Source organism: Streptomyces sp. NPDC097129 (assembly GCF_055668065.1).
On the sequence record NZ_JBVOQE010000019.1, the window covers coordinates 36,685 to 53,541 of the forward strand.

17 protein-coding genes are annotated in these 16,857 nt (G+C 74.4%); 6 read left to right on the top strand and 11 right to left on the bottom strand.

The window, feature by feature from the left end; genetic code table 11:
- Positions 1–118 precede the first annotated feature (118 nt).
- The 5 genes from AC0B9F_RS35215 to AC0B9F_RS35235 all read left to right on the top strand — a co-directional run bounded on the left by AC0B9F_RS35215 (position 119) and on the right by AC0B9F_RS35235 (position 5,179).
- Complete coding sequence (locus AC0B9F_RS35215; protein WP_472009480.1) at positions 119–1,144, top strand: DEDDh family exonuclease; 1,026 nt, start codon at positions 119–121, stop codon at positions 1,142–1,144.
- Positions 1,145–1,370: 226 nt separating this feature from the next.
- Positions 1,371–1,604: a hypothetical protein gene (locus AC0B9F_RS35220; protein ID WP_472009482.1), complete on the top strand. Its 234-nt coding sequence runs from the start codon at positions 1,371–1,373 to the stop codon at positions 1,602–1,604.
- Positions 1,605–1,698: 94 nt separating this feature from the next.
- Positions 1,699–2,493, top strand: a complete 795-nt coding sequence (locus AC0B9F_RS35225; protein ID WP_472009484.1) for an SURF1 family cytochrome oxidase biogenesis protein — start codon at positions 1,699–1,701, stop codon at positions 2,491–2,493.
- Positions 2,494–2,630: 137 nt separating this feature from the next.
- Complete coding sequence (locus AC0B9F_RS35230) at positions 2,631–4,418, top strand: glycoside hydrolase family 15 protein (protein ID WP_472009486.1); 1,788 nt, start codon at positions 2,631–2,633, stop codon at positions 4,416–4,418.
- Positions 4,419–4,423: 5 nt separating this feature from the next.
- Positions 4,424–5,179, top strand: a complete 756-nt coding sequence (locus AC0B9F_RS35235) for an SDR family oxidoreductase (RefSeq protein WP_472009488.1) — start codon at positions 4,424–4,426, stop codon at positions 5,177–5,179.
- A gap of 152 nt (positions 5,180–5,331) precedes the next feature.
- Here the strand turns inward: AC0B9F_RS35235 and amaP are convergent, their stop codons facing one another.
- Genes amaP through AC0B9F_RS35260 form a run of 5 tightly spaced genes read right to left on the bottom strand, consistent with a single transcriptional unit; the run spans position 5,332 to position 7,624 of the window.
- Positions 5,332–5,910, bottom strand: coding sequence for an alkaline shock response membrane anchor protein AmaP (gene amaP, locus AC0B9F_RS35240; RefSeq protein WP_472009490.1), 579 nt, complete (start codon positions 5,908–5,910; stop codon positions 5,332–5,334).
- A 5-nt stretch (positions 5,911–5,915) separates the two neighbouring features.
- Positions 5,916–6,539 (bottom strand): DUF6286 domain-containing protein, encoded by a 624-nt coding sequence (locus AC0B9F_RS35245; protein WP_472009492.1) that lies wholly within the window; start codon positions 6,537–6,539, stop codon positions 5,916–5,918.
- Positions 6,536–6,919 (bottom strand): Asp23/Gls24 family envelope stress response protein, encoded by a 384-nt coding sequence (locus tag AC0B9F_RS35250; RefSeq protein WP_472009494.1) that lies wholly within the window; start codon positions 6,917–6,919, stop codon positions 6,536–6,538. Before AC0B9F_RS35250 ends, AC0B9F_RS35245 begins: the two co-directional genes overlap by 4 nt.
- Positions 6,916–7,101: a hypothetical protein gene (locus AC0B9F_RS35255; RefSeq protein WP_472009496.1), complete on the bottom strand. Its 186-nt coding sequence runs from the start codon at positions 7,099–7,101 to the stop codon at positions 6,916–6,918. The genes AC0B9F_RS35250 and AC0B9F_RS35255 overlap by 4 nt, the downstream gene beginning before the upstream one ends.
- Positions 7,102–7,150: 49 nt before the next feature.
- Positions 7,151–7,624, bottom strand: coding sequence for an Asp23/Gls24 family envelope stress response protein (locus AC0B9F_RS35260; RefSeq protein WP_472009498.1), 474 nt, complete (start codon positions 7,622–7,624; stop codon positions 7,151–7,153).
- 85 nt (positions 7,625–7,709) lie between these two features.
- Between AC0B9F_RS35260 and AC0B9F_RS35265 the strand changes: the two genes are divergently transcribed.
- Positions 7,710–8,471, top strand: coding sequence for a nucleopolyhedrovirus P10 family protein (locus tag AC0B9F_RS35265; protein WP_472009500.1), 762 nt, complete (start codon positions 7,710–7,712; stop codon positions 8,469–8,471).
- A 368-nt stretch (positions 8,472–8,839) separates the two neighbouring features.
- Here AC0B9F_RS35265 and AC0B9F_RS35270 read toward each other — a convergent pair whose 3' ends face one another.
- From AC0B9F_RS35270 to AC0B9F_RS35295, 6 genes are all read right to left on the bottom strand, one after another.
- Positions 8,840–9,643: an enoyl-CoA hydratase/isomerase family protein gene (locus tag AC0B9F_RS35270; protein ID WP_472009502.1), complete on the bottom strand. Its 804-nt coding sequence runs from the start codon at positions 9,641–9,643 to the stop codon at positions 8,840–8,842.
- Positions 9,644–9,806: 163 nt separating this feature from the next.
- Complete coding sequence (locus tag AC0B9F_RS35275) at positions 9,807–10,028, bottom strand: helix-turn-helix domain-containing protein (protein WP_043499642.1); 222 nt, start codon at positions 10,026–10,028, stop codon at positions 9,807–9,809.
- Between the two features lie 333 nt (positions 10,029–10,361).
- The gene (locus AC0B9F_RS35280) at positions 10,362–11,960 is read right to left on the bottom strand and encodes an ABC-F family ATP-binding cassette domain-containing protein (protein WP_472009504.1); all 1,599 of its coding nucleotides are present in this window, start codon (positions 11,958–11,960) and stop codon (positions 10,362–10,364) included.
- A gap of 260 nt (positions 11,961–12,220) precedes the next feature.
- Positions 12,221–13,666 (bottom strand): hypothetical protein, encoded by a 1,446-nt coding sequence (locus AC0B9F_RS35285; RefSeq protein WP_472009506.1) that lies wholly within the window; start codon positions 13,664–13,666, stop codon positions 12,221–12,223.
- A gap of 1,064 nt (positions 13,667–14,730) precedes the next feature.
- Positions 14,731–15,864, bottom strand: a complete 1,134-nt coding sequence (locus AC0B9F_RS35290; protein ID WP_472009508.1) for an alpha/beta hydrolase — start codon at positions 15,862–15,864, stop codon at positions 14,731–14,733.
- A gap of 137 nt (positions 15,865–16,001) precedes the next feature.
- Positions 16,002–16,781, bottom strand: coding sequence for a class II aldolase/adducin family protein (locus tag AC0B9F_RS35295; RefSeq protein ID WP_472009510.1), 780 nt, complete (start codon positions 16,779–16,781; stop codon positions 16,002–16,004).
- Positions 16,782–16,857 lie beyond the last annotated feature (76 nt).

Below are 16,857 nucleotides of genomic sequence, written 5' to 3' on the forward strand. Positions count from 1 at the left end.
GCAGCGGCGTTTCGGAGGAAGAAGGGACGTATCGGGCATGCTGGTGGCGTGAATCGGCCTGGCCGGAGGCGGACCTGACGGACGGTGCTGTCAGTGGCGGCCCGTATCCTCAGGGACCATGCTCGAAGACCTCGCGACCGCAGTCTCCTCCCCCACCGAGTGGCCGGCCGCGTATCCCCTGGGATACGCGGTCGTTGACGTGGAGACCACCGGCCTGGCCCGCGACGACCGCATCATCTCCGCGGCCGTCTACCGGCTGGACGCGCGCGGCGAGGTCGAGGACCACTGGTACACGCTGGTCAACCCCGAGCGGGATCCGGGGCCGGTGTGGATCCACGGCCTGACGAGCGACGTCCTCGAAGGGGCGCCGCTGTTCCGGGAGGTCGCCGAGGAGTTCGCGGCAAGACTGGCCGGGCGGGTGCTGGTGGCGCACAACGCGGTCTTCGACTGGCAGATGATCGCGCGGGAGTACGCGCGCGCCGAGAGCGAGGCCCCGGTGCGGCAGCGGCTGTGCACCATCGCGCTGTCGAAGGAGCTGGGGCTGCCGCTGCCCAACCACAAGCTGGAGACGCTGGCCGCCCACTTCGGCGTCGTCCAGCAGCGGGCGCACCACGCACTGGACGACGCGCGCGTGCTGGCCGAGGCGTTCCGGCCGAGCCTCAAGGCCGCGGCGGCGAGCGGGGCGCGGCTCCCCTTGCAGGAGTGCCGCCCGCTGACGGAGTGGCGCGACGGACCCGCGCCGCTGATCGTGCGGCAGGCGGGCGGCTCCTCCGGTTACGGCTCCTCCGGCTTCGGCGGCTACGGATCGGGCAGTTGGCGCCCTTCCCGCAAAAGGCCCGCATGCCCCTATCCCAACCCGGGCCGGTACGAAGAGGGCAAAAGGCTCAAGCAGGGGATGCGGATCGCGTTTTCCGGGGACACGTCGACCGACCGCGAGCTGCTGGAGGACCGGGCGGTCGAGGCCGGGCTGCACGTGGCGACGAGCCTCTCCCGGCTGACCAGCCTGCTGGTCACGAACGACCCCGAGTCCGGCACGTCGAAGGTGGTCAAGGCCCGGCAGTACGGCACACCGGTGGTCGACGAGGCGGCGTTCGGCCAGCTGCTGAGCGACGTGGAGCCGGCGGACGGCGAGGGCCCGGCATAGGGCGAGGCGCCGAGGCACGGCGCGGGACGGCCGCACCGGGCAGGACGGCGCACGGCGGGACGGCCGCACCCGGCAGGACGGCCGTAGCGCGCCGTGCCCCGGAAGTCGCCCGGCGGGCGAGGGGACCCGTCCGCGCGGGCCCGCGACCCGCGCGGACGGGTGATTGCCGTGCGACTCGCCCGGCATCCGCTCGCCCGCGTCCGGCCGACGGCTCACCCTGTGGCCCATGGCGAGATGCGAAGTTTGCGGCAATGACTACGGAATGACCTTCGAGGTCCACGCCCAGGGCGCGGTGCACGTCTTCGACTGCTTCTCCTGCGCGATCCACCGCATGGCCCCCATCTGCGAACACTGCCGTGTCCAGATCATCGGCCAGGGCGTGGAGGTCGAGGGCCACTGGTTCTGCGGCGCCCACTGCGCCCGCGCGGAGGGAAAGGCGGGCATCATCGACCGGGTCTGACCGGGGCCGGAGCACCCCCGGAGCCCGCCCGCAGCACCGCGGACAGCACACCCCCTGTGCGAGCACCCCACGGCCCGAGTTGTACCGTCGTGGGGTGTACCGCTTCCTGTTGACCCGGCAATGGGTGATCCTCACGCTGGTCGCTCTGCTGCTCATCCCCACGATGATCAAGCTGGGCTTCTGGCAGATGCACCGCTACGAGGAGCGCAGCGCCCGCAACCAGCTGGTGACCGACGCCCTCAACTCCAAGCCGGTACCCGTGGAGCGGCTGACCTCCCCGGGGCACACCGTGACCACCAAGCAGCGCTACCGCAACGTGACCGCCACGGGGCATTTCGACGCCGGGCGCGAGGTCGTCGTGCGACGGCGGGTCGACGACTCCGGTGAGGTCGGGTTCCACGTCCTCACCCCCTTCGTCCTCACGGACGGCAAGGTCGTCCTGGTCAACCGGGGCTGGATCCCCGCCGACGCCCCGACCCAGACCGCGTTCCCGAACGTCCCTGCCCCGCCGAGCGGCCGGCTCACCGTCACCGGGCGGCTGATGCCCGACGAGACGACCGCGGCCAGCGGCATCAAGGAAGTCAAGGGACTGCCGGACCGGCAGATCATGCTGATCAACAGCGAGCAGCAGGCGCGGCGCCTGGGCGCGCAGGTGGTCGGCGGCTACCTCGCGCTGAGCGCACCGCAGCCCAAGGGCGGCAGCCCGGAGCTGATCGGCGGCAAGCCCGGCATGGAGGACTCCGCGCTGAACTACGCGTACGCGATCCAGTGGTGGCTGTTCTCCGCGTGCGTCCCCGTCGGCTGGGTCGTCATGGCCCGCCGCGAGATCCGGGAGCGGGCGCAGGCCGCGCAGGAGACGGCGCAGGAGACCGAGCCCGCCACGGTGTGACCCGACCGCAGTGTGACCTGTCCGCGGTGTGACCCGACCGCGGTGTGACCTGACGGGCACCTGCCCGTGGCGGCGGCCCTCACTCCCCCGGCGCACCCGCTGATTGCCCTGATCCCCGCGCGGGAACCCGGAACTGCGTGCACCCCCGCATCGAGGACTACGCCCTGATCGGCGACGAGCAGACCGCGGCCCTGGTGGGCCGTGACGGCTCGGTGGACTGGCTCTGCCTGCCCCGCTTCGACTCCGGCGCCTGTTTCGCCCGGCTCCTCGGCGACGAGGACAACGGCCACTGGCGCCTCGCGCCCCAGGGCGTCGACGGCCCCTGCACCCGCCGCGCCTACCGGCGCGACACCCTCGTCCTCGACACCGAGTGGGACACCCCCGACGGCCGCGTCCGCGTCACCGACCTGATGCCGCAGCGCGACCGCGCACCCGACCTGGTCCGTATCGTGGAGGGCCTGGAGGGCCGCGTCATGATGCGCAGCACGCTGCGGATCCGCTTCGACTACGGCTCGATCGTCCCGTGGATGCGCCGCTCCCGCGACCACCGGGTGGCCGTCGCCGGACCGGACTCGGTGTGGCTGCGCAGCGAGCCGTCCGTACGGACCTGGGGCGAGGACTTCGGCACCCACTCGGAGTTCACCGTCGGCAAGGGCGAGTCGGTCGCGTTCGTGCTGACCTGGCACCCCTCGCACGAGCCGCGCCCCCGGCAGATCGACCCGTACGAGGCACTGCGCGGCAGTGTGCGGGACTGGCGCAGCTGGGTGGCGCGGTGCCGTTACCACGGCCCGCACCGCGACGCCGTGGTCCGCTCGCTGATCACCCTCAAGGCGCTCACCTACGCCCCCACCGGCGGCATCGTCGCCGCGCCGACGACCTCGCTGCCGGAGGAGATCGGCGGCGTGCGCAACTGGGACTACCGCTACAGCTGGCTGCGCGACTCCACCCTCACCCTGGGCGCGCTGCTGACGGCCGGCTACCGGCGTGAGGCGGAGGAGTGGCGCAACTGGCTGCTGCGCGCCGTCGCGGGCGACCCGGCCGACCTGCAGATCATGTACGGGCTGGCGGGCGAGCGGCGGCTGCCGGAGGTGGAACTGCCGTGGCTGTCCGGCTTCGCCGGCTCCACGCCCGTACGCATCGGCAACGACGCGGTCAGACAGCTCCAGCTCGACGTGTACGGCGAGGTGATGGACTCCCTGTGGCTGGCCCGCTGCGCAGGGCTGTCCACCAAGCCGCACATGTGGGCGATCCAGCGGTCGCTGCTGGACTGGCTGCGGGACCAGTGGCGCCGGCCCGACGAGGGGCTGTGGGAGGTGCGCGGCGGACGCAAGCAGTTCGTCCACTCCAAGGTGATGGTGTGGGTGGCCGCCGACCGTGCCGTGCGCACGCTGGAAACGCACGCGTACCTCGACGGGGACCTCGACGGCTGGCGGGCGATGCGGGACGAGGTGCACCGCGAGGTGTGCGAGAAGGGCTTCGACAAGCAGCGCAACACCTTCACCCAGTACTACGGCTCCAAGGAGCTGGACGCCGCGCTGCTGCTCATCCCGCGCGTGGGTTTCCTGCCGCCGGACGATCCGCGCGTGCTCGGCACGATCGAGGCGATCCGCGAGGAGCTCGGCCACCACGGCTTCGTGCGCCGCTACACCACCGACGACGCCACCGTGGACGGGCTGCCCGGCGACGAGGGCACGTTCCTGGCGTGCTCGTTCTGGCTGGCGGACGCCCTGCACGCGAGCGGCCGTACGAAGGACGCGCGGGAGCTGTTCGAGCGCCTGGTGGGGGTGGCGAACGACGTGGGGCTGCTGTCCGAGGAGTACGACCCGGCCAGCGGCCGCCAGCTGGGCAATTTCCCGCAGGCGTTCAGCCACATCGGCCTGGTCTCCACCGCACTCGCCCTCTTCGGCGGGCAGGAGGCAGGATAGGGGCCATGGATCTTGGACTGAAGGACCGGGTGTACGTCGTCACGGGGGCCACGCGCGGGCTCGGCAACGCCACCGCGCGGGAGCTGGTCGCCGACGGTGCGAAGGTCGTCATCACCGGGCGGGACGAGAAGCGGGTCGCGGACGCGGCCGCCGAGCTGGGTGCGAACGCGGTCGGGGTGGCCGTGGACAACGCCGAGGCCGACGCGCCCCAGCGGCTCGTCGCCGCCGCGCGCGAACACTTCGGCGGCTTCCACGGCATGGTCGTCAGCGTCGGCGGGCCGCCGCCCGGCTTCGTCGCCGACAACACCGACGAGCAGTGGCGGGCGGCGTTCGACTCGGTGTTCCTGGGCGCGGTACGGCTGGCGCGGACCGCGGCGGCCGAGCTGGAGCAGGGCGGCGTCATCGGCTTCGTGCTGTCCGGGTCGGTGCACGAGCCGATCCCGGGGCTGACCATCTCCAACGGGCTGCGGCCGGGCCTGGCCGGGTTCGCCAAGTCCCTCTCCGACGAGCTGGGGCCGCGCGGCATCCGGGTCGTGGGGCTGCTGCCGGGCCGGATCGACACCGACCGGGTGCGGGAGCTGGACGCCCTGTCGGCCGACCCGGAGGCGACGCGGGCGGCGAGCGAGTCGCGCATCCCGCTGCGCCGCTACGGCGCCCCCGAGGAGTTCGGCCGCGCGGCGGCGTTCCTGCTCTCCCCGGCGGCCTCCTACGTCACGGGAGTGATGCTGCCCGTGGACGGCGGCACGCGACACGGGTTCTGACCCTCCGGCCGACCCCGGAATCGGCTGACTCGTCCGCGCGGGCCTTGAATCAGGACCCATTCCGCGCAGGACCCATTCCGCACCCGGCCGAAAATCAGCTGACCCCTCCGCACCGACCCGGACTCGGCTGACCCCTCCGCGCCGGCCCGGAGTCAGCTGACCCTCTCCGCCCCGTGTCTGACGCCCCGTAGCCGCACTTCCGTCGGCAGGGCCGTCAGGCCTGCCGCGTCGCGGGTGTGGGTGAGGGCGTGGTCGGTGAGGTGATGGAGAGCCGTCGCGGGGTCCACATGCGGTTCCAGGTGGACGCGGAGGTGCGCCGAGGGCGCGGTGCGGTGGCCCGTGAGACGGGCCTGCGCGCGGGCGACGCCGTCCAGCGTGGTCGCGTCGCCGGCGAGAACGTTCTCCAGGGCCCGGCCGCGCACCCGCGCCCCTTCGCCGTCGCCGGTGTCGACGAGGACCTCGGCGAGCCGGCGGCGGCGCAGGACCGCGGTGAGCCACCACAGGGCGAGCAGGAGCAGGACGGCGAGCGCGGCGATGACCGCCGGCCACCACCAGTCGGCGTCCCGCCAGTGGGTGCGTTCGGCGTCGCTGAGCAGCACGTCGTGGCGGTCGGCGTGGATCCACCAGGACGGCGGCGGCGCGCCCAGCCCCACGGCGAGGACCGCGCCGCCCAGTGCCAGGAGCACGAGCCCGGTCAGCGCGAGCAGTACCCGGTTGACGGTGGTGAGCATCCCCGTCACCCCTTCCGTCCGGGCCGCCGGACGCGCACGGCAAGGCGGGGCGGCCGGGCGAGGCCCAGTGCGGCCACCGCGTCGCCGAGCACCGCGTCCAGGTCGGCGTGCACGTCGTCCAGGTCACGGAAGTGCGACATCGCGCGGACGTCCGCTCTCCCGCGGCCCACCCGGACCCGCGCTGCCTGCACCCCGGCCACCTCCATCGCCCGGTCGCGCAGCACCAGGGCGGCCGCGTCCCGGGTCAGTCCGGCGCGCACGTCGGGGTGGGTGCGGCGCATCGGCAGCAAGGCTCGCAGGCCGGGCGTAAGGGCCAGCACGATCAGCCACAACCCGAGCACCGCGGCGACGCCCGCGCCGAGCAGGACCCAGACGTCGTCGAGCGGGCGCGTGGCGAGCTGCCGGGCGAGGAACCGGCGCCAGTGCATCGCCGGATGGCCGGCCCGCACGCTGCTGATGTCGTACAGGAAGATGCCGAAGCCGGCCACGAGCAGCACGGCGACGATGCCGGCCGGGATGCGGCGGGCCGACCAGAAGCGGCCCGCGCGGGAGTGCCCGCCCTCGTCGGGGGCGGGCGCGGGCTTCTCCAGCACGGGCGGTTGCCGGGTGGCCCCCTCGGGTTCACTCATGTCGTCCTCCCCTGGGCCGCGCCGTACGCGGGTGTGAGATGCAGCCGTTCGACGTGGACGGCGACCTCCGGAACGTCCATGCCCACCAGTGCGTTCACCCGCTCGGCGACATGGCGCCGCACCGCGCGGCAGCGGGCGCCGATGTCGGTGGGGTAGTCGAGTTCGAGGTGGACGCGCAGGCGCGCGGTGTTGTGGTGGACGACCACCGTGGCGTACGGGGTCGCGGCCTCCCCGGGCAGCGTGCCGACCGCTTCGCGCGCCGCCTGTGAGGCGACCTTGGCCACCACCCGGTCGGCGATCCGTGTCGCGCCGCGCTCGCCGGGCGGCACGGCGGCCCGGGAGCTGCGGAGCTCAGCGGCCCCACTGGTCACGGGCGTCACCGCCGCCGGTCGCTACGGCCACGGAAGAAGTCGCCGACCTCGAGGTCTCCCTCCAGGAACCGGCCGACCACGAAGCCGATGGCGCCCAGTGCCGCCACCAGCACGAAGGCGCCGAAGCCGCCGAAGTATCCGGCGAAGGCCAGTGCCATGCCGGCGATCATGCCGGCCACGGCCATGCTCATGCTGTGCTCCTCAGCTCGTCAGCCTGCTCGACGGCCCGCTCGGTCGCCGTCACTGGATACGGGGCTGCTCCGGCTCCTCGTCCTCCTCCTCGGGGAGCTTCACGTCGCTGACGGCGATGTTGACCTCGACGACCTCCAGGCCCGTCATCCGCTCGACAGCCGCGATGACGTTCTCCCGCACCTCGCGCGAGAGATCCGAGATCGACACGCCGTACTCGACGACGATCTCCAGATCGAGCGCCGTCTGCACCTCTCCGACCTCGGCCTTCACGCCCCGGGTCACGGACTTGGAGCCGCCCGGCACGCGGTCGCGCACGGCGCCGATGGTGCGGGACAGCCCGCTGCCCATCGCGTGCACGCCCGGCACGTCGCGGGCCGCGAGACCCGCGATCTTCTCGACGACGCCGTCCGCGATCGTCGTCTTGCCGCGGCTGCCGGGGTCGCCGCCACCGCGACGGGTGGTCTGCGGCTCCTTGTGGAGTTCGGACGCGCCCGTCCGGTTTCCGGCCGTCATGTCGCTCATCGCCGTGTCCTTCCGCATCGTCGTACTTCGACCACCGTAAGTGCGGTTCCGCGATCGCGCGCCCGTGATGCGGCAGGCTGGAGGAATGACAGCGGATCGGTGGACGCGGGACGTACGGCAACGGCTGGGCCTCGGCAGGCTGCTGCCGCTCGGCGAGGCGCTCGACGGCGCGTGGCTGGCGGAGGGCGCGGCGCGGGCGTTCCTCGCGCGGGCGGCGGTGGGCCTGCCGGGTGTGCTGCTGGGCGCGATGCGCATCGGGCCGGCCGATCCGGCGGACGTGGCGGAGCCGGTCGTACCGCCGCCGCCGAGTGCGCTGCCGCCGGGGCCCTTGCGGGTGACGGCGCAGGTGTCGGTGACGTCGGCCGAGCCGCTGCCGGTGACCGCGGAGCGGGTGCGCTCGCTGCTGGCGACGGCCGCGCGGGAGGGGCTGGGGCTGACGGTCTCCGAGGTGGACGTTCGCGTGGTCGACCTGCTGGACGAGGCCCCGGCACCGTGGCAGGCGGCGCCCGCGGACACGTCGAGCGCGAGCGCGCGGGCGACCGGCGGTGACCGGGCCGGGGCGGGCGGCGACACGGCGGACGTCGACGAGGCGCGTGCCGCCGCGGCGGCCCTCGCGGTGCCGGGCGTCGCCGGGCTCACCGGTTCGCTGGGCGGGCTGAGCCGTCCGGTGCACCTGTCGGAACGCGCGCAGGACGGCGCGGCCCTGCCGCACCGCCACGCGCGCGTGGAGATCGCCGTAGGCCCCGGCCACCGGCCCGTGGACGTGGCCCGGGCCGTCCGCGTGGCGGTGGCCCAGGCGCTGCCGGACCGCCCGACGGTGGCGGTCCTGGTCACAGAGGTCGGCTGACTCCCACCGCGACCGGCCCGGCCCACCCGGCGCGACTGCGGCAGGAACGGGTACGCCGACCGGGTGACGCGTCTCCGCAGCCGACCCCGATCACCCGGCCCGCGTCGTGCCGGCACCGGGTACGCCGGCCGGGTGAGGCGGCTCTGATCCTCGGCGCGCCGGATCAGGCGGCCGTGGCGGTAGCGGCGCGCCGGCCGGCTGCGGCGCCTTCGCAGCCGGTCCGACGCACTCGGCCGTGACAGGAGGCGGTGCACCGACCCCTCGGGGCGCCTCCGCGGCCCCGCCCGATCACCCGGCCGTCGTGGCGGGTACGCCGGTCGGGTGAGTCGCTTCCGCGGCCTGTACGGCGTTCGGGTGATGTGCCGGGGTCACTCGCCGAGGCCGGCCAGGTCGCGCAGGCGGCGGGCCTGGGCCTGGCGTTCGGCGGCGCGCTGTTCGTCGTAGGTGCGGTCGGCGGCGCCGCGCAGCAGGGCCTTGGTCTCGATGACCGCGTCCCGGGGCGCGGCGAGCAGGGCGGCGGCCAGGTCCTTGACGGCGCCCTCGAGCTGGTCGGCGGGCACGGCGAGGTTGGCCAGGCCGCAGGCCACCGCCTCCTCGGCCAGGACGAAGCGCCCGGTCGCGCAGATCTCCAGCGCGCGGGCGTAGCCGACCAGTCCGACGAGCGGATGCGTGCCCGTCAGGTCGGGGACCAGCCCGAGGCTGGTCTCGCGCATGGCGAACTGCACGTCGTCCGCGACGACGCGCAGGTCGCAGGCGAGAGCGAGCTGGAAGCCCGCCCCGATGGCATGGCCCTGGACGGCGGCGATGGAGACGATGTCATTGCGCCGCCACCAGGTGAACGCCTCCTGGAACGCGGCGATGACCGCGTCCAGGTCCGCGTCGCTGCTGCGGGCGAGGTCGACGAACGACTGCTCGCCCTCGATCCCCTCGGGCGTGAACATCTGCCGGTCGAGCCCGGCGGAGAAGGACTTGCCCTCACCGCGCAGCACGACCACCCGGACGGAGCCCGGCAGCCGCCGGCCGGCCTGGGCGAGCGTCCGCCACATGGCGGGGCTCTGCGCGTTGCGCTTGGCCGGAGCGGTCAGCGTCACCGTGGCGATCGCGCCGTCGACGGTGAGCCGTACGCCGTCCTGGTCGAGCAGGGGAACGAGTTCCGGGCCGGGCGTGGCCATGGGGCGCCTCCGATGCGTGCGGTCACGGGGATGCCCACGTGGGGCATCCGTCGGCCGGATGCCCGTGCGGGCATCCGTAAGTGACTGCACAGTAACCACCCGCCCGGCCGGTCGGCCGACCGGGTGGCCACCATCGGAGTCGAGGGGCCGCCCGGGGGATCAATCAGGCCGACTGGGCCTTCTTGCCCCGGGTTGCCCCACCGCGTCCGCGGAGCGTGACGCCCGACTCACTGAGCATGCGGTGCACGAAGCCATACGAGCGGCCGGTCTCCTCGGCCAACGCCCGGATGCTCGCACCGGCGTCGTACTTCTTCTTCAGGTCTGCCGCGAGCTTGTCGCGCGCGGCGCCGGTCACCCGGCTGCCCTTCTTCAGAGTCTCGGCCACCCGTGCCTCCTCAAGGGAAGTGCGCTCTGGTCTCCTCATGATCACCCCTCCGGCGCGGGTTGGCCACCCATTCGGCAAGGTCCGTGCGACACCGTCGTGACGACAGGAGCGCGTCCACACAATCGGAAGCAGCAATTCCGCGGGTCGGCGTCCAGAGGATCGAACGGGTCCGCCAGGGAAGCCGCAGGTCAGAGACGTAGGACGGCCGGCCCTCCGGGCAGGGAGGGCCGGCCGTCACATACGTGTATGACACACCTCGATACGAGGAGATCTCACACAGATGATGGATCACGGCTCGGCCGAATGATCCATACCGGTGGATCATCCATTCGATCAAGCCAGGGCGACGAGGTCCGCGTAGTCCGCGCCCCACAGGTCCTCGACGCCGTCCGGGAGCAGGATGATCCGCTCCGGCTGGAGCGCCTCCACCGCGCCTTCGTCGTGGGTGACCAGGACGACGGCGCCCTTGTAGGTGCGCAGCGCGCCGAGGATCTCCTCGCGGCTGGCGGGGTCGAGGTTGTTGGTGGGCTCGTCGAGCAGGAGGACGTTGGCCGAGGAGACCACCAGGGTGGCCAGGGCCAGCCGGGTCTTCTCGCCGCCGGAGAGCACGCCGGCCGGCTTGTCGACGTCGTCGCCGGAGAAGAGGAACGAGCCGAGCACCTTGCGCACCTCGACGAGGTCCAGGTCTGGCGCGGCGGAGCGCATGTTCTCCAGCACCGTGCGCTCCGGGTCGAGCGTCTCGTGCTCCTGCGCGTAGTAGCCGAGCTTGAGGCCGTGGCCGGGGACGACCTGGCCGGTGTCCGGCTGCTCCACGCCGCCCAGCAGACGCAGCAAGGTGGTCTTGCCGGCGCCGTTGAGGCCGAGGATGACGACCCGGGAGCCCTTGTCGATGGCGAGGTCGACGTCGGTGAAGATCTCCAGGGAGCCGTACGACTTCGACAGGCCCTCGGCCATCAGCGGGGTCTTGCCGCAGGGCGCGGGCTCCGGGAAGCGGAGCTTGGCCACCTTGTCCTGCGCGCGCACGCCTTCCAGCCCGGACAGCAGCCGCTCGGCGCGGCGGGCCATGTTCTGCGCGGCGACCGTCTTCGTCGCCTTGGCGCGCATCTTGTCGGCCTGCGCGTTGAGCGCGGCGGCCTTCTTCTCGGCGTTGGCCCGCTCGCGCTTGCGGCGCTTCTCGTCGGCCTCGCGCTGCTGCTGGTAGAGCTTCCAGCCCATGTTGTAGACGTCGATCGTGGAGCGGTTGGCGTCCAGGTAGAACACCTTGTTCACGACCGTCTCGACGAGGTCGACGTCGTGGCTGATGACGATGAAGCCGCCGCGGTAGGTCTTCAGGTAGTCCCGCAGCCAGATGATCGAGTCCGCGTCGAGGTGGTTCGTGGGCTCGTCGAGGAGGAGGGTGTCCGCGTCGGAGAACAGGATCCGGGCCAGCTCGATACGGCGGCGCTGACCGCCGGAGAGGGTGTGCAGCGGCTGGCCGAGCACCCGGTCGGGCAGGTTCAGCGCGGCGGCGATGGTGGCGGCCTCGGCCTCGGCGGCGTAACCGCCCTTGGTGAGGAACTCCGTCTCCTGGCGCTCGTACTGCCTGAGGGCCTTGTCGCGGGTGGCGCCCGAGCCGTTGGCGATGCGCTGCTCGTTGTCGCGCATCTTGCGGATCAGCACGTCGAGGCCGCGCGCGGACAGGATGCGGTCGCGGGCGAGGACGTCGAGGTCGCCGGTGCGCGGGTCCTGAGGGAGGTAGCCGACCTCGCCGGAACGGGCGACGTTGCCGGCGGCGGGCTGCCCCTCGCCGGCGAGGACCTTGGTGAGCGTCGTCTTGCCGGCGCCGTTGCGGCCGACGAGGCCGATGCGGTCGCCCTTGGTGACGCGGAAGGTGGCGTTCTCGAGGAGGATGCGGGCGCCGGCGCGCAGCTCGATACCGGAGGCGGAGATCACGGGGTCAGACTCCTGGGCGGTGGGGATTGACGGTGGACGGTGTGAAGGACGGTCCCGCCGTCTAATGCGCGAGGAGAATGGCCATGGGACCAGTCTAACGGCCCCGTGCAACTGCTTTTCCGGCCTGCGGTGGGGGCGGCCCGCGGTGTGAGGGCGACCCACGGTGGCGGGGGGCGACCCGCGGCGGGGGCCCGCGGTGGGGGGCGTACGTCCGCTGCGGGCGTGCGCCCCCCGGTGCGGGTCGTGCGCCCCCGGTGCGGTCAGCTGCCCCCGGTGTGCACCTGGAAGGCAGCGCGGCGCACGGCCTTGGCCAGGGCCGGGTCCGGGTGGGCGGCGGCCAGGGCGACCAGGACCTGCACGGTACGCGGGTGGCCGACGGCGCGGACCTCGTCGAGCAGGGCCGGCACGGTGGGCTGCAGGGCCGACTCCAGGTGCCGGACCAGCATCGGGGCCTCGCCGTGGTCGGCGACGGCGGCGGCGGTGTCGACCCACAGCCAGGTGGCCTCCTCGCGGGTGAGCACCTCGTGGGCGTCCTCGGGGTCCACCCCGTCGTGCTCGGCCAGCCACAGCAGGGCGTACGGCCGCAGCGTCGGCTCCTCGACGACGGCCCGGACGTCGGGCTCGGCCGGGGCGCCGACGACGCGCAGCGCCTCGAAGGCCAGGCCGCGCAGCAGGGCGTCGTCGCCGCGGGCGGCGGCGAGCAGCTCGGTGACGGCGTTGCCGACGGGACGGGCGGCGAGCCAGGCGCGGTACTCGGCGCGGGCGGCGTTCGGGCGCAGCTGGGCGCAGCCGCGCAGCATGTCCTCGGCGGACTGCTCGATGTTGCCGGCGGGGCTCTGCGCCGCGACGCAGATCTGCTCCAGCTTGACCCAGACCGCCCAGCTGCCGAGGGGGGTGAGCGTGGCGTGCCCGTCGCCGTAGGTGAGGGCGCCGACCGAGGCGAGGGCGCGCAGCGCCCAGTCCAGCAGCGGCGCCAGCTCGGCCTCGTCGACCGGTACGGCGGCGTCGGCGCCGGGCGCGGCGGCATCCCCGGGGACGGCGGACGCGCCGATGCGCGGCACCTCCGACGCGTAGGGGACCTCGCAGCGCTCGGTGCGCAGTTCGGTGACCCGCTGGCGGAGCAGGTCGAGGAGCTGTTCCACGGGGACGGGGCCGGCGGAGAGCTGGAGGAAGGAGAGGAGCTGGGGCATGGCCGAGACGACCTCGGCGACGGCCGCGGGCTCCTGGTCCCCGGGTTCGGGGTGGGCGAGCGACCAGGCGTCGAACAGGGCGACCCAGCCCCGCAGGACGGCGCTGTCGTCGCGGTCCCAGGCGCGCAGCCGCCAGCCGGGGCGGGCGCTGTCGCCGTGCACCTCGACGAGACCGGCGAGGCGGGCGATGTCCCAGTCGGCGCGGACCTGATCCACGGTCAGGCCCAGCTCGCGCGCGGCGCCTTCCGCGGTCGTGTCGGAGAGGGTGGCCTTGCCGTCGGCGGTGGCACCGGCCCGGCCGGGGCCGAGCGCGGCGTCGGCCCAGCGGGCGACGCGGGCGGCGGCGGCCAGCCCGGAACGAGCCATTCCGGCCAGCTCCGCGGGCGCCGGGGTGCCCTCGGGCGGGCGGGGCGCCCGCCGGCGCGGGCGCCTCTGGTTCACGGCTCTGGGGGCGGCGGCCAGGGGTCGGGGTCGGACGAGTCGAAGCCTGGAGTCGCGCGGGATACGGGACGTCACAGGTGCAGTCTTCCGGTTGACGGTCCGAAAACCCAAACGGAATGCCACGGCGGGCTTCGGCGGTGGGTGGCGGGCCTGCTCAGGACGGCCGGACCAGGCGTGATCAGGCCACTCGTACGCCCTTGAACGGACCCCAGAAACGGAATAAGCCCCACCGCCCCGGGGCCACTGCGACGGCGCGAACCGCCTGCACGTGCACGCCGGGCCCCGTCGCGTCGGCCACAGCTCCGCGCGGCGACACCAACGCCCCCGCACGTCACCCGCAGGCCCCGGGCGCCCGGGCCCGCCCGCGCGCCCGTCGGCGGCCGGACAGCGGCGGCACGGCTCGGAAACCGGTGGACGGCGGTGTCGGCGTCGCCACGCGAGACCGCCTGCGCAGGCCCCGCCGCGGCGACCACCGCGGCGCGAGTGACACCACGGGGCGTCTGCGCGCGGGACCGCCACTCCGCGAGGCGAGGCCGACACCCAGGCACGTCGCCGCGAGCCCGGGGCCAGGTCCCGACCGCGCATCCCCCGGCGGCCGGACAGCGGCGACACGGGCACTGCTCCGACGGCGACGGGTGGCCGAGGCGGCGGAGCACCACTCGCCTGGGGGCCACGCCACCTCGCCGAGCGGCGACAGGCCGTCGGGAGATCCCGGGCCTGCGGCGGCTCCGCCGGTCGCAAGGCGGCGTGCTCTGCCACGGGACGGGCGCCCACCGGCGATCCGCCCGACCGGCGCTGCAAGGCGCAGCGGGCTCGCCCGCGCGGGCGCCCGTCCCCGCGCATGGCAGCCGTTCGCCGGCGTGAGTCGGCAAGCCGCCCGGCAGGGGGCCACGCCGGCGTCAGTCGACGATCCGCCCCGACCGGTGCTGCAAGGCGCGGCGGCTCGCCCGCGCGGGCGCCCGTCCCGGCGCATGGCTGCCGTTGGCCGGCGTGAGGCGGCGAGCCGCTCGGCAGGGGAACCGTGACCGGCGGCGGGCCGGGCACGGGCTTCCGTGCCGGGGGCGGGGCCCCGGTGGCGGCCGTGTCGGCGCCGGATAGCGCCGTGCCCCCGTCGGGCGTCTCATCGCCACGCGGCGGGGTCACATCAGTGGGGTCATGAAGCGGCGGAGTGCTTCCTCGTAGGACTCGGGGTCGGCGTTCCACATCGCTCCGTGGGGAGCGTGGGCGACCGTGTGCAGGGCGACCAGGTCGGGGCGGCGTTCGGCGAAGCGGCGGGAGAAGCGCCAGGGGGCCACCGTGTCGCCGGGGCCGTGGACGATCAGCGTCGGCACCGACAGGCCGTCGGCGTCCGCGGTGATGGTGCCGTCGGCGGGGCCGTCCTGCAGTCCGGTGCGGCCCTGCGCGGCGCGCACCGCGAGCGGCAGCAGCGCGCCCGGTGTGCGCCGGGCCAGGGCGAGGGCGCGCAGTGTGGTCGGCCAGCTGAGCACCGGGGAGTCCAGCACGAGCCCGGAGACGTGCTCCCGCATGCCCGAGAGTTCGGCCGCGCGCAGCGCCATCGTGGCGCCGGTGGACCAGCCGTACAGGACGACCCGGCGGGCGCCATAGCGCACGGCGTAGCGGATCGCGGCGTCCACGTCGCGCCACTCGGTCTCGCCGAGGTGGTTCAGGCCGTCCGGGGGGCGGGGGGCGCCCAGGTCGCCGCGGTAGGCGAGGGCGAGCACGGGCAGGCGCAGCCGGTTCAGCATGCCCATGACGTTCAGGGGGAGCTCGCGGGTCGTGCCGAGACCGTGCACGGCGATCACCCACGTGTCCCGGGCGGCGGGCACGAACCAGGCGGGCAGGGAGCCGAGTTCCCCGGGCACGTCGACGTCGGCGTGTTCCAGGCCGATGGCGGCCCGGGGGTCGCCGACGTGGAGGTTGGCGGTGAGCCACACCTTGTCGCCTGGTTCCAGCGTCCCGTGGGTGACGCGTTCCAGGCGCCGTACGACGGTGTCCGCGGTGTGCTCGGCGGAGTCCAGGACCTGGCCGACGACCGCATGGCTGCCGTCGCCGGCGAGGCCGTACGTGCCGGGGCGCAGGGCGGCCAGGTCGCGGGTGAGCGCGATCCGGCCGGCGGCCGTGGCGTGGACGGTGAGCCGGGGCTCGGTCGGCAGCGGCCGGCCCGGGGGCGCCTTGAGCGCGGCGTCGCTGGCCAGTCGGCCGGCGACCACGGCCGCGGCCCCGGCACCCATCACGGCGGTGACGGCAGCGGCCGTCGCTTTGACAGTGCGCACGACATTCAGTTTCCCGGCGGTGTCCGTCCCAAGCCACCGGAAGCACATCCGGGGAACCGAGGGGGGCGACATCCGGGGAACCGAGCCGGGCGTCACGCGGGGGAAGGCCCCCGGCGGCCGGCCTCACGCGGCCGCCGTCACTCCCGCTGCCCGTAGCCCCGCAGCCGCTCCCCCACCTCCGTCAGCTGCTCCTCGCTCAGCAGGCTGGGGGCGAGGCCCGGGACGGAGGCCGCCGTGAGCCACAGGCGGCACATCCACTCCAGCTGGGCGGTGCGGTCGTAGGCCTGGTCGAGGGTGGCGCCGTAGGTGATCGTGCCGTGGTTCCGCAGGAGGCAGCCCGTGCGGCCGGCCAGGGCCCGCAGCATGTTCTCGGCCAGTTCCCTCGTGCCGTATGCCGCGTAGGGGGCGACCCGGACGGGGCCGCCGAGGGCCGCTGCCATGTAGTGGACGAGGGGGAGTTCCGGCACGAGCGTGGAGACCGCCGTGGCGTGGACGGCGTGCGTGTGCACCACGGCCCGGGCGTCCGTGGTGCGGTAGACGGCGAGGTGCATCGGCAGCTCGCTCGTCGGCACCAGCGTGCCGCGCACCTGGCGGCCGTCGAGGCCGACCGCCGTCAGGTCCCGCGGCCGCAGCCGGTCGTAGGGCACGCCCGACGGAGTGACCAGCACCAGGTCGCCGACGCGCACCGAGACGTTCCCGGAGGTGCCGACGACCAGCCCGTCGGCGACGGTCCGGCGCGCCGCGGCGACCAGATCCGCCCAGGCCCGGGCCTCCCGCTCGCCCGCGTCCCCCTCGCCCGCCTCCCGCTCGCCCGCCTCCCGATCGGCCGCCTCCCGATCGGGAGCCTGACGCTCACCGGCCGCCTCCCCCTCGCCGCCCGTCCGTCCGTCCTGCCGCTCCCGCCACTGCTCCGTCATGCCGCGATCCTGCCAGCCCGGGGTGACCGAAATCTCTTCCCCGGGCCCGCGAGCGGCCGCGACGGCCCGCGCCGGG